The sequence below is a fragment of the Rhodopseudomonas palustris genome, assembly GCF_013415845.1.
In the GTDB taxonomy this organism is placed as follows: domain Bacteria; phylum Pseudomonadota; class Alphaproteobacteria; order Rhizobiales; family Xanthobacteraceae; genus Rhodopseudomonas; species Rhodopseudomonas palustris_F.
Window position 1 is genome coordinate 1,130,243 of the sequence record NZ_CP058907.1, and the last position, 12,815, is coordinate 1,143,057.

Annotated in this window: 12 protein-coding genes; 10 read left to right on the plus strand and 2 right to left on the minus strand. The window is 65.6% G+C overall.

Annotated features, from left to right (window positions below; translation table 11 throughout):
- Positions 1–49 precede the first annotated feature (49 nt).
- A complete protein-coding gene (locus tag HZF03_RS05255) occupies positions 50–931 on the plus strand; it encodes a 4-(cytidine 5'-diphospho)-2-C-methyl-D-erythritol kinase (protein ID WP_179906314.1) in 882 nt (293 codons plus the stop codon).
- Between the two features lie 144 nt (positions 932–1,075).
- On the opposite strand, the gene HZF03_RS05260 is transcribed toward HZF03_RS05255, so the two are convergent.
- Entirely contained in the window at positions 1,076–2,086 is a 1,011-nt protein-coding gene (locus HZF03_RS05260; RefSeq protein ID WP_011156573.1) for a polyprenyl synthetase family protein, read from the minus strand.
- Between the two features lie 207 nt (positions 2,087–2,293).
- On the opposite strand from HZF03_RS05260, the gene HZF03_RS05265 reads away from it, so the two are divergent.
- From HZF03_RS05265 to HZF03_RS05300, 8 genes are all read left to right on the plus strand, one after another.
- Positions 2,294–2,521 (plus strand): putative signal transducing protein, encoded by a 228-nt coding sequence (locus HZF03_RS05265; RefSeq protein ID WP_119020120.1) that lies wholly within the window; start codon positions 2,294–2,296, stop codon positions 2,519–2,521.
- On the plus strand, positions 2,514–3,293 hold the full coding sequence (locus HZF03_RS05270; protein ID WP_119020121.1) for a tRNA1(Val) (adenine(37)-N6)-methyltransferase: 780 nt from the start codon (positions 2,514–2,516) through the stop codon (positions 3,291–3,293). Before HZF03_RS05265 ends, HZF03_RS05270 begins: the two co-directional genes overlap by 8 nt.
- 245 nt (positions 3,294–3,538) lie before the next feature.
- Positions 3,539–4,441: a S49 family peptidase gene (locus HZF03_RS05275; RefSeq protein ID WP_012494777.1), complete on the plus strand. Its 903-nt coding sequence runs from the start codon at positions 3,539–3,541 to the stop codon at positions 4,439–4,441.
- Between the two features lie 118 nt (positions 4,442–4,559).
- Positions 4,560–4,748, plus strand: coding sequence for a DUF4234 domain-containing protein (locus HZF03_RS05280; protein WP_012494778.1), 189 nt, complete (start codon positions 4,560–4,562; stop codon positions 4,746–4,748).
- 425 nt (positions 4,749–5,173) lie between these two features.
- On the plus strand, positions 5,174–6,121 hold the full coding sequence (locus HZF03_RS05285; protein WP_119020122.1) for a glycine--tRNA ligase subunit alpha: 948 nt from the start codon (positions 5,174–5,176) through the stop codon (positions 6,119–6,121).
- Between the two features lie 151 nt (positions 6,122–6,272).
- Positions 6,273–6,704, plus strand: a complete 432-nt coding sequence (locus HZF03_RS05290) for an endonuclease domain-containing protein (RefSeq protein ID WP_119020123.1) — start codon at positions 6,273–6,275, stop codon at positions 6,702–6,704.
- Positions 6,705–9,155, plus strand: a complete 2,451-nt coding sequence (glyS, locus tag HZF03_RS05295; protein ID WP_119020124.1) for a glycine--tRNA ligase subunit beta — start codon at positions 6,705–6,707, stop codon at positions 9,153–9,155.
- A 625-nt stretch (positions 9,156–9,780) separates the two neighbouring features.
- Positions 9,781–10,884 (plus strand): hypothetical protein, encoded by a 1,104-nt coding sequence (locus HZF03_RS05300; protein WP_119020125.1) that lies wholly within the window; start codon positions 9,781–9,783, stop codon positions 10,882–10,884.
- A 13-nt stretch (positions 10,885–10,897) separates the two neighbouring features.
- Here HZF03_RS05300 and HZF03_RS05305 read toward each other — a convergent pair whose 3' ends face one another.
- Positions 10,898–12,184, minus strand: coding sequence for an MgtC/SapB family protein (locus HZF03_RS05305; protein ID WP_234832347.1), 1,287 nt, complete (start codon positions 12,182–12,184; stop codon positions 10,898–10,900).
- Between the two features lie 473 nt (positions 12,185–12,657).
- Here HZF03_RS05305 and HZF03_RS05310 point away from each other — a divergent pair, with 473 nt between their 5' ends.
- A complete protein-coding gene (locus HZF03_RS05310; protein WP_011156614.1) occupies positions 12,658–12,813 on the plus strand; it encodes a DUF3096 domain-containing protein in 156 nt (51 codons plus the stop codon).
- Positions 12,814–12,815 lie beyond the last annotated feature (2 nt).

Here is a 12,815-nt window from a genome sequence, read left to right on the forward strand (position 1 = left end):
ACCAGAACCGGCGCTCCTGGAGACTTTTTCCGTGACTGACGGCTCTGCGATGACACTGCGTGACGAGGCGCGCGCCAAGGTGAACCTGACGCTGCGTGTGGTCGGCCGTCGCCCCGACGGCTACCACGAGCTGGAAAGCGTGGTGGCGTTTGCCGATTGCGCCGATCACTTGACCCTGCAGCCCGGCGCAGCGCTGAGCCTGACCACGATCGGCCCCGGCGCGCAGGATTGCGGCGACAGCGCCGACAATCTGGTGCTGAAGGCTGCGCGGCTGCTCGGTGAGCGGGTGCCGGACCTGACGACCGGCGCCTTCACCCTCGACAAGCATCTGCCGGTGGCGGCCGGCATCGGCGGCGGCTCGGCTGACGCCGCGGCGGCGCTGCGGCTGCTTGCCCGCGCCAATGATCTCGCCGTCGATGATCCTCGACTGGTCGAAGCCGCCCGGCTGACCGGCGCCGATGTTCCGGTGTGCCTGCCGTCGAAGCCGTGTGTGATGACCGGCGTTGGCGAGAAGCTGTCGCCGCTGCCGCTGCCGCGGATCCCGGCCGTGATGGTCAATCCGCGGGTACCGGTGGCCACCAAGGACGTGTTCACCGCGCTCGGTCTGAAGCCCGGTTCGCTTGCAGTCGGCGCCACTGACGTCCTGGCTGCACCGGCCTGGCCGGAAGCCGGCGCGGCGCTCGCCGATTGGGTCGTGGCGCTCGAGGCCGGCACTAACGATCTCGAACCGCCGGCCCTCAAGGTCGAGCCGGTGGTCGGCACCGTGCTGGAGGCGCTCCGCGCGACCGCCGGTGTCCAGCTCGCCCGGATGTCCGGATCGGGCGCGACCTGCTTTGCGCTGTATGCCGATGATGCTTCAGCCCGCGCTGCTGCCGACTCACTCCGCGCCGCGCATCCCGGCTGGTGGGTCCACGCCGGCAGCCTGAGCTGACGGCCGCTTCAGCGGCGGTCATCCCGGGGCGCGCGCAGCGCGAACCCGGGATCTCGCAGTTCAGAACATCTCGGGATTCCCGGTTCGCTCGCTTTGCGAGCGCCCCGGAATGACGGTGCTTGTTTGAGGAAGAGCTGCGTCCGCTCAGTGCGAACGCGCCAGGCAGAAAGCCACCACCTGCTCCAGCGCCGTCTTCATCGGCGAGGAGGGGAACAGCGCCAGCGCGTCGACCGCCATCGCGCCGTAGTGATGGGCGCGCTGGATGGTGTCGTCGAGCGCGCGATGCTTGGTCATCAGCTTGATCGCCTGATCGAGGTCGGCATCCGAAATCTCGCCGCGCTCCAGCGACTTGATCCAGAACTCGCGCTCGGCGTCATTGCCGCGGCGGAACGCCAGCACCACCGGTAGGGTGATCTTGCCCTCACGGAAGTCGTCGCCGACGTTCTTGCCGAGCTTGGCGGCCTTGCCGCCGTAGTCGAGCACGTCGTCGATCAGCTGGAAGGCGATGCCGATGTTCATGCCGAACGAGCGGCAGGCCGACTGCTCCGGCTTTGGCCGGTTGGCGATCGCCGGACCGACTTCGCAGGCGGCGGCGAACAGTTCGGCGGTCTTGCCGCGGATCACCGCGAGATATTCGTCTTCGGTGGTTGCGGTGTTCTTGGCGGCGGCAAGCTGCATCACCTCGCCTTCGGCGATGGTGGCGGACGCCGACGACAGGATGTCGAGCGCGCGCAAGCTGCCGACCTCGACCATCATCCGGAACGCCTGGCCGAGCAGGAAGTCGCCGACCAGCACGCTGGCCTCGTTACCCCAGAGCATTCGCGCCGACTTCTTGCCGCGGCGCATCTCGCTCTCGTCGACGACATCGTCGTGCAGCAAGGTGGCAGTGTGCATGAATTCGACTGCGGCAGCGAGCTTGATGTGGCCGTCGCCGGTGTAACCGGTGAGATTCGCCATCGCCAAAGTCAGCATCGGCCGCAGCCGCTTGCCGCCGGAAGAGATCAGGTGGTTGGCGACTTCCGGAATCATGGTGACGTCGGAGCCGGTCCGCGACAGGATGGTGGCGTTGACGCGCTCCATGTCCGCCGCAACGAGTTCGACCAGTTGGTCGATCGAGGCGGTCGAGGGGCCCTCGAAGGGTACGATAACGGCCACGCTGGCTCTCCAAATTCCGGGGACGGATGCGGCGAAGCTGCTCGCGCCATCCGCGCCTTGGTCCAGTCATCGAGGCGCCGGCCGGCTCGACCATTCCGCGCCTCATGCGGTTCCCTCTATAGCACGGGAACGACCCTTCAACGAGGCGATCGATCCCCCGCAACGGTCGGCGCGAGCTATAATGCAGGGACGACAGGAGAGGCAAGGTTGCGAGAACTGCTGCGGACGAACGACGCGGTACTGCTTTCGGCGGTGGGGGCACTGCTCGACGGCGCCGACATCGACCATTTGGTGCTGGACCAGAACATGAGCATTCTCGAAGGCTCGCTCGGGGTGATCCCGCGCCGCGTTCTGGTGCACGAGGACGATCTGGCCGGCGCGCGACGGTTGCTGACCGACGCCGGGCTGGCGAACGAACTCAGGTCCGATGACTGAACCGGTTGATCCGGCAGCGCAAACCGTCACCGAAGACGGCTTTCTCGACGGCCGGCTGCGGCTGCGGCAACCCGTCACCGGCCACCGCGCCGGCCATGACGCGATCCTGCTGGCGGCTTCGACCCGGGCGAAGGCAGGCGATCGGGTGGTTGAATTCGGTAGCGGGGTCGGCGCCGCAGGGCTGGCGGTCGCGCGTCGGGTCGAGGGGATTGCCCCGTTGCTGGTCGAGATCGATCCAAGCCTGGCGGCGCTGGCCTGCGACAACGCGCGCCTCAACGGTCTTGTCGCCGAAACCGTCTGCCTCGACGTCACCGGTCCGGCCGAGGCGTTCGCGGCCGCCGGGCTCGGACCCGATACGGCTGACGCGGTGCTGATGAATCCGCCGTTCCATGATGCCGCCCGGCATCGCGGTTCGCCCGATCCGGCGCGGCAGTCTTCGCATCTGGCCACCCCGGCCACGTTGGAGGCCTGGGTCCACGCGGCGCGGCGGCTGCTCAAGTCAGGCGGGACGCTGACGCTGATCTGGCGGGCAGATGGGCTTGCCGATGTTCTGGGTGTGCTCGGACGCGGCTTCGGCAGCGTGATGATTCAGCCGGTGCACGGTCATGCCGACAAGCCGGCGATCCGTATTCTGGTTCGTGCGACGAAAGGCGGGCGGGCGCCGCTGATGCTTCTTCCAAGTTTGTTGCTCAACGATCCGTCAGGGCACCAGAGCCCGATGGTGCGGGCCGTGCTCGCCGGGGAGCAGATTTTGCCGCTGGCGCAATCCTGATCAGCGGCTGGGCAAAAACTACGCAGCGCTGACTACTGCGGTTGCGGCTCGTTGTGCTTTGCCGGCGCGCTGGTGACGTGCACGGCCGCCAAAATCGCAGCGATCAACAACATCAGCAGGTAAATTTTCATCGGTCCCTCCGCTGCGTCGTTGCAGCCTCGTCCCTATATGAATCCTGCGTTGCAAAACACGTTCCATACCTACCAAGTGGTGGCATTCGAGATGGTCGACAATAGGGTGAAGCGATGAGCGATGCTGCGATCAGCGGTCGCAGCGAGCAGGGCTGGCTCGCCGGTCTCGGCAACTGGATTCCGGCGCGTTTCCGACGCGACATTCCGGTGGTGCCGGTGGTGCGGCTGTCGGGCACGATCGGTGCGGTAACCCCGCTGCGGCCGGGCCTGACGCTTGCCGGAGTCGCCAAGCTGCTCGACCGCGCCTTCTCCACCCGCAACGCCAAGGCGGTGGCGCTGGCGATCAATTCGCCGGGCGGCTCGCCGGTGCAGTCGCGGCTGATCTATCTGCGCATCCGAGCGCTCGCCGCCGAGAAGAAGCTGCCAGTGTACGCATTCGTCGAGGATGTCGCGGCATCCGGCGGCTACATGATCGCCTGCGCGGCCGATGAGATCTATTGCGACCCGTCGTCGATTCTCGGTTCGATCGGTGTCGTCGGCGGCGGCTTCGGCTTTCAGGAACTGATCAGGAAAATCGGCGTCGAACGCCGGCTCTACACCGCCGGCGAGCGCAAGGCGCAGCTTGATCCGTTCCTGCCCGAAGACCCGCAGGAAGTCGCGCGGTTGAAGGTGCTGCAGCAGGAGATCCACGCGCTGTTCATCGCGCTGGTGAAGGAGAGCCGCGGCACCCGCCTGAAGGGCGAGGAGTCGAAACTGTTCACCGGCGAGTACTGGGCCGGCGCCACCTCGGTGTCGCTCGGGCTTGCTGATTCGATCGGTGATTTGCGCGCGGTGCTGCGCGGCAAGTTCGGCGACAAGGTCCGCACCCCGCTGATCTCGCCGCCGACCGGTCTGCTCGCCAACCTGTCGCGCAAATCGAGCGGTGCGGGAGCTTCGCTCGACGGCGTCGCTGCACTCCCCGAATCAATGATTACGGCGCTGGAAACGCGGGCGATCTGGGCCAAATACGGCTTTTGAAAGATGCACGGCGGCGCGGCCTCCGCGCCATTTGGTCCCGTCAGCGTGAGTTGCGAGTGATCGCCCACTGAGCGAAGATGCAACAGGGGCGTGACGCGACTCAAGGAGAGGTTGGACGATGCCGCCGCTGCTCGTATTGGCTGGAAGCCTGGTGGGCATCGCCATGGTGCGGTGGGCCTTCCGCACCGCCGGACGCGTGAATCAGGAGCTTGAGGTCGCCCGCGCGACGATGTTCGCCGACGCGGACCGCGCCAAGCTGCCGACGCTGCGGCCTGATCCGGTGACCGGCGCCTATCGGCCGGGCTGAGCTTTCCGCCAGACTGACCTTTTCGATCGGTGATTTTGGAATCGGTGCGCCGGCCCGAAGGGCGGGGCATCACCCATCGGGCCGGCGCGCAACCTTGGAGGTTGCAAACTTTTAGGAGCGGCCGAGCGAGTCGCTCAGCAGCGGCGCGACCACCAGCACGACCAGCGCAGCACTCACCGCATGAAAGGCTGTCATTTCGGCTCCCCGTCGTTTCGGCACCGGCTCCGCAGCCGAGCGCCCCGTCCCTGGAGCTCGATGGTTACCCGTCAGTTGCTAACGAAATTCAGCTTTTAGAGACCGCCGCGGCGGGGTGGTTAAGAACCCGTTAACCCGCGATTTGGCCCGTCCGTCGCCTTGATTTGCCGGGACGCGGCCGATACGGTCCGGCCGCTTTTCCAAAAACCCTCGTGAATCCAAAGCCGATCATGGACCCGACGCCTCCGCACATGCGCCCGGAACGTTCGTTCCAGGGCCTGATCCTGACGCTGCAGCGCTTCTGGGCCGATTACGGCTGCGTCATCCTGCAGCCCTACGACATGGAAGTCGGCGCTGGCACCTTCCATCCGGCCACCACGCTGCGGGCGCTCGGCCCGAAGCGATGGAATGCAGCCTACGTGCAGCCGTCGCGCCGGCCGAAGGATGGCCGCTACGGCGAGAACCCGAACCGGCTGCAGCACTATTATCAGTTCCAAGTGATCCTGAAGCCGTCGCCGCCGGACATCCAGGACCTGTACCTGAAGTCGCTGGCCGCGATCGGCGTCGACACCGCGCTGCACGATGTGCGCTTCGTCGAGGATGACTGGGAGAGCCCGACGCTGGGTGCCTGGGGGCTCGGCTGGGAGTGCTGGTGCGACGGCATGGAAGTCAGCCAGTTCACCTACTTTCAGCAGGTCGCCGGCGTCGAATGCGCGCCGGTCGCCGGTGAGCTGACTTATGGGCTCGAGCGGCTGGCGATGTACGTCCAGGGCATCGACCGCGTCTACGACCTCAACTTCAACGGCCGCGACGGCGACGACAAGGTCACCTACGGCGACGTGTTCCTGCAGGCCGAGAAGGAATACTCGAAGCACAATTTCGAGGTCGCCGACACCGAGATGCTGTTCGAGCAGTTCAAGATGGCCGAGGCCGCCTGCAAGAAATATCTCGACGCCGGCTGGGTGATGTCCGCCGATGGTGCCAAGCGCGAAGCCCACGCCATGGCGCTGCCGGCCTACGACCAGTGCATCAAGGCCAGCCACGTCTTCAATCTGCTCGACGCCCGCGGCGTGATCTCCGTCACCGAACGCCAAAGCTACATCCTCCGCGTCCGCGAACTGGCGAAAGCCTGCGGCGAAGCGTGGGTACATACGGAAGCGGGACGGGCGGAAGCGTAGTTCTCTCTTACCCACCCCTGGAGGGGCAGGGTCCTCGCTGAAGCGAGCGGGGTACACGATAATGAGGACGCCTCTGCTCCCCTCCCCCTTGCGGGGAGGGGTCGGGGGTGGGGGTCCACGGATGCAGACGTCAATGTTTGGATCGCCAGCGATGATCGACGATCGCCAGCGGTATTTCGCGCAGATGATGCGCCAGAATCCGACGGACGCCGAGCGTTTGCTGTGGCAGCGCTTGCGGCACGACCTCGTGCTGGCAAACTCGCATTTTCGTCGGCAAGTGGTGATCGGGCCTTTCATCGTCGACTTCGCCAGCCGCGGAGCTAGGCTGGTGATCGAACTTGATGGCGGTCAGCACGATGAGCAGCGTGCCGCCGATGAAGTGCGGAGCCGCTACATCGAGGCTCAAGGCTATCGCGTGCTTCGCTTCTGGAACAACGATGTGTTCGGCAATCTCGATGGTGTTCTCGCCGAGATTCAGTCCGCGTTGACCCCCACCCCCGACCCCTCCCCGCAAGGGGGAGGGGAGCCAAAACCGCGCGCTCCCCGCAAGCCGCGCCGTTCTCGCACCAGGATTTCAAACTAAATGCCCGATCTCCTCCTCGAACTGTTCTCCGAAGAAATCCCGGCGCGGATGCAGGGGAAGGCTGCTGATGATCTGAAGCGGCTGGTCACCGACAAGCTCGTCGCCGAAGGTCTCGTTTATGAGGGCGCCAAGGCGTTTGCGACGCCGCGGCGGCTGACGTTGACGGTGCACGGCATTCCGGCGCGGCAGCCGGATCTGAAGGACGAGCGCAAGGGGCCGAAGGTCGGCGCGCCGGATGCTGCCGTGCAGGGCTTTCTCAAGGCCACTGGGCTCGCCTCTCTGGACGAAGCCAAGATCCAGCGCGATCCGAAGAAGGGCGACTTCTATGTCGCGCTGATCGAGAAGCCGGGCAAACCTGCGATCGACGTGATCGCCGAATTCCTGCCTGTCATCGTCCGCACCTTCCCGTGGCCGAAGTCGATGCGCTGGGGCGCGCGTTCGGCGAGGCCCGGCGCGCTGCAATGGGTGCGGCCGCTGCATTCGATCATCGCGACCTTCGGCATGGAAACCGAAGAGCCCGATGTGGTGCATTTCAACGTCGACGGCATCGAGGCCGGGCAGACCACGCGCGGCCATCGCTTCATGGCGCCGGATGAATTCAGCGTGCGGCGATTCGAGGACTACGAGGCCAAGCTGTTCGCCGCCAAGGTCGTACTCGATTCCGCCCGCCGCAAGGACATCATCCTGGCTGATGCGAAGACGCTGGCGCAGGCGCAGAACTACGAACTGGTCGAGGATCAGGGCCTGCTCGACGAAGTCTCCGGCCTGGTCGAATGGCCGGTCGCGCTGATGGGCTCGTTCGACAAGGACTTCCTGTCGATTCCGGACGAAGTAATCCGCGCCACCATCCGCGCCAACCAGAAGTGCTTCGTGGTCGCCGATCCCGCGACCGGCAAGCTCGCCAACAAGTTCATCCTGACGGCGAACATCGAAGCCAGCGACGGCGGCGCCGCGATCACGGCCGGCAACGAGCGCGTGATCCGCGCGCGTCTCTCGGACGCGAAGTTCTTCTACGAGACCGATCTGAAGACCAAGCTGGAAGAGCGGCTGCCGAAGTTCGACCAGATCGTGTTCCACGAAAAGCTCGGCACCCAGGCCGAGCGCATCGCCCGGATCGAGCGCTTGGCAGCGGAGATCGCGCCGCTGGTCGGCGCCGATGTCGAAAAGACCAAACGTGCCGCGAAGCTCTGCAAGGCGGACCTGCTCACTGAAGTCGTCGGCGAATTCCCCGAGCTGCAAGGGCTGATGGGCAAGTACTACGCGCTCGCCCACGGCGAGGACGCGTCCGTCGCTGCGGCGTGCGAGGAGCACTACAAGCCGCAGGGGCCGGCCGATCGCGTCCCGACCGATCCGGTCAGCATCGCGGTGGCGCTCGCTGATAAGCTCGACACGCTGGTCGGGTTCTGGGCGATCGACGAGAAGCCGACGGGGAGTAAGGATCCGTATGCGCTCAGGCGCGCGGCGTTGGGGGTGATTAGGTTGATTCTCACGAATCAACTGCGCGTAAAAATTGCCGATCTGGTTCCTCTCTCGGCGCTCGCATACCTCATCTGGGGATTCCATGCTCGTCGTGATTTCAATCACGGTGGTTACTTGGAGTTGGTCGGCGAGCGGGCAGATGGCAATGGAGTCACCGGTGGTGATTGGCATAAGCTGCCATACTCCGCGTATCTCAACTATGATGGGTTCATAGACGCTAAGGCAGAGCTAATTGGAGCTGCGGAGCTTGCTGTCATCAATGATGATGAAGAGGAGGCGGGATATGCGGCCTTGGCCGAATTGAAGGTCCGCCTTGAGGCCATGGAAGGGTTTGCCGGTGGGTTGGCGTTCGGCTATGAGGATCTCGACAAAGAAGGACTGGCGAATTACTTCGATTCTCGGAACTACGATTCTAGGGTTTGGAAGGGAGCCGGAAAGTATATCCTCGCCTCGCTTCTTCCTTTCTTCGCCGATCGCCTCAAAGTCCAGCTCCGCGATCAGGGCGCGCGGCACGACCTCGTCGATGCGGTGTTCGCGCTCGAAGGCCAGGACGACATCCTGATGATTGTCCGCCGCGTCGAGGCGCTCGCTGCGTTCCTCGCGACCGACGACGGCAAGAATCTGCTGGCCGGCACCAAGCGCGCCGCCAATATCCTGCGCATCGAGGAGAAGAAGGACGGCCGCGCGTTCGACGGCGCGCCGGACGCGTCGCTCTACGCGCAGGACGAGGAGAAGGCGCTGGCCGCTGCGATCGACCGCGCTAAGGCGGATGCCGTTGCCGCCGTCGCCAAGGAAGACTTCGCCGCGGCGATGACCGCGATGGCGGGCTTGCGGCCTGCTGTCGATGCGTTCTTCGACAAGGTCACGGTCAATGCCGACGACAAGGCCGTTCGCGAAAACCGCCTGAAGCTGCTGAACGAAATCCGCGCCGCGACGCGCGCGGTGGCGGACTTCTCGAAGATCCAGGACTAACGGCGGCTGTTGGTCCGCCGCGCCAGCCGCTGCCACGCCACGTCATTGCCGGGCTCGACCCGGCAATCCATCTTCTTTGCGAAGAGTCTTTGCGGGCGCGCTGCGCGCGCGATGGATGCGCGGGTCGAGCCCGCGCATGACGCCCTCTGCGGGGCAGCGTCACCATTACGTCATTCCGGGGCGCCGCGGGGCGGCGAGCCCGGAATCCATAACCACGGCGCGGGTGGTTGAGCAGAGCGTGTCGGCGGCTGTGCCTAACGGCGAGTTCGGGGAGTATGGATTCCGGGCTCACGAGCTTCGCTCGTGCCCCGGAATGACGGCGAAATGCGTCCTCCCGTGGTCATTGCCGGGCTCGACCCGGCAATCCATCTTCTTTGCGAAGAGTCTTTGCGGGCGCGCTGCGCGCGCGATGGATGCGCGGGTCGAGCCCGCGCATGACGCCGGTGTGGGGGAGAGGCCGCGCGGCGTTCTGGAATGACGGTGGAGGGAAGCCCCGCCTCCCCCTCAAAAGCTGCACCGATCAGCAACATCGCGAAACGATTAACCGGTCGTTAACCATGTCCTGACAGGTTGGCTGGCGGTAACGGTTCCTTAACCGTCCTCCTCGGCAGCGGGGCGCTACGCCATGACCAGCATCACCAACGGCCTGAACAATTACGCGCAGTACGGGGCCGCCTATGCGCGGACCGCGGGTGCGCAGACCTCGCTGGCCACCATCCTGAACGGCAACAGCGACGACGTGCTGCCGGGCGCCAGCAGCAATGCGGCGACCCAGCTGACGCTGTCGGCGGCGGCGCGCGCGCAGCTCGCCGGCTCGTCGAAGGATTACTCCGCGGTGATCAGCGACAGTCGCGCCGCGATCGACAAGCTGTACAAGGCGGCCAACGTCACCGCACCTTATGACGACAGCGGCAAGCCGAAGATCGACCTGTCCGGGCTCGACCGCCGGGCGCTGTTCGCGATCGCCTCCAATGCCGGCGGCCGGTTCACCGACGCCGAGCAGACGCTGGCGGCGACCACCCGGATCGCGCAGTTCAACGATGCGCTGTCGCCGGCGACACAGACCGCCAACCTGATCGGCGACTACAGCACCGTGTACAAGGCGGCTGCCAGCTATCTCGACGGCGCTTCGAGCGAAGAGAAGGCGACCCCGACCTGGCAGGCCGAGCGCGCCGCGATCACCAAGGGGCTGGCGGCGACGCAGAGCGATCCGTCGAAGATCCCGGCCGGCATCAGCAACGATCCGGTGGCGGCGTATCTGGCGCGCTATCCGTCCGGCAGCAGCACCACGGCGACGAAGGATTTCGGCAGCGTCGCCAAGCAGGCCCGCGCCACGCTCGACGATCAGGCTGCGCAGGCGACCGCTGCCGGCAAGCTGCTGGTGTACGATCCGGCGCGCAAGACCGGCCAACAGGCGGATCTGTCGGTGCTCGACAATCGCTCCCTGTCGGCGATCTCGCTCAACAAGGACGACCTGTTCTCGCAGGAAGAGGTGTTCGCCGCCAAGCGCGAGCTCGACGGCCGTAACCGTGCCAGCATCCTCACCGCGCTGAAGCAGAGCCAGACCTCCGGCAATCCGGCGGATTTCAGCCTCGGGCTGCTCAACGCCTATTCGGGCATGAGCGCCGAGGAGCGCACCGCGACCAACTGGACCCCGGCGTTCCGCGACAACGCGGTGCAAAGCTACAAGGCGACCACGTCGCTGCTGTCGATGCTGAAGCGCGGCTAGCGTTCGCCGCCGCTCACGCCGCGATCTTCGCGAGCCACGCCGCCAGCGCGACGCCGGCGATCGCCAGCCCCACCAGCACCACCGCGCTCGGCCAGGTCCGGCGGCCGCCGAATGCCACCGCATAGGCGGCCTTCAACACGTTGTTAGACGAGGCAGCGATCAGCACCGCGATCGCGACTGCATGTTCGCCGATGCCCGCGGTGCCGCCCTGCGCCAAATTGAGCACGAACGGGTCGATGTCGGAAAAGCCGACGATCGCCGCCAGCCAGTAGATGCCCTGCGTACCGAATTCGGTTTTGACCCAGGTCGAGGCCAGCGAGATCGCGACGAACAGGGCTGCAAACACCGCTGCGGCGCCGAGTTCGAGCGGGTTGCCACGTTCCGATGGCTGGGTGGCCTCGCCGCTGGGCGCTTTGATGATGAGGTATTGCAGCGCTGCGATCGCCAGAGCGACTGCCGCGAGCCCCAGCATCGGCACCGCCAATGCGCGCGCCAGCGTCAGGTTGAACACCGCGATCACCACCAGGATGCGCAGGTACATGATGCCGGTCGCGAGGGTGATTCCAGCCGTCGCCTGGCGACGGAACGACTCGCTGACGGCGGCTTGCCGCGCCAGAACGACGGTGGTGGCGGTCGAGGAATACAGCCCGCCGAGTCCGGCCATCCACAGCCCTTGGGCTGCGCGCTGCCAATAACGCTGCGCCAGATAGCTCGCATAGGACAGCGCCGACACCAGCGTCAGCGCCAGCCACACCTGCCGCGGCGTGATGCTGGTCAGCGGGGTCACCGGCTCGGCCGGCAGCAGCGGCAACACCACACCGCTGAGGATCAAAAACTGCGCCGCGGTGGTGATCTCGCGCGTATCGACCTTGCGCACCAGCCGGTGCAGCCAGTCGCGGCCCGTCAGCAGCATCACTGCGGTCACCGTCACGCCCACCGCAACCCAATGCGGCAGCGCCAGCGCGATCGCCCCGAGCAGATATGCGTGAACGTTGAGCAGCAGCACGACGAGGCCGGCATTGCGCTCGCCCTGGTCGTCGCGCTCGCGCAAATGCACGGTGTAGAAGATCGACAGCCAGACGCCGAGCACCAGCAATCCGCCGGTGAAGGCGACCAGATGGGTGGGGTCGAGCCAGTACAAAACGCCGCCGCCGAGAGATAGCAGTGGAAAAGTGCGGACGCCGCCCGGCCGCGCCGATTTGCGCTGTTCGAAGAAATCTTCGAACGCGAAACCGAGAAAGAAACTCAGCAGCAACAACAGTGCGAGGCTGTGAACGGACGGTGTTGCGATCATCGGCATCGGCGAGGGCCGCATCTGCGCGGGAGGACGGCACGGAAGAAGACCGCGACGCCGGCGCGAGAACCGAGCCGGTTCCGGAACTCTAGCAGGCGGTGCGATGCGGGAGAAGCAATCGGAGGGCGAGGGAGGACCGACGGAGAAGAGCCCCGCCCGGCGGGGGAACGGGACGGGGCTCTCCGATCCGGCCGCGTCGGTGGCGTCCGGACCCACGTTCAAGCGACTTGCGCGTCCACCTGAACGATCGAAAAGCAGAGGCCTCAATCGCGGCTGTTCTGCTCGGTCTGTGGAGGCAATGCCCGCCGGCTTGGGATGTTCCGTGCAGGGATGTCGCAGTCCTTGGGATTTTCGCCCTTCAGGGAACCCAAGCCGCGCAGCGGCGTCATCAGCCGCCGGTATCGCTCCTTGCCTGCGTCCGCTACCAATCCGCCTGCGATTCGATCTTGATCGCTTTCCTTCGCCGGAGACATCCTGCCATGACAATCACCACTGCCCACATTCCAGCCATCGTCGCGCTGCTCGCCGGTATCCTGATTCTGGTGATGCCGCGTCTGCTGAACTTCATCGTTGCGATCTATCTGATCTGCATCGGACTGATCGGTCTGGGTGCGTTGCGTTTCTTGCATCTTTAGTC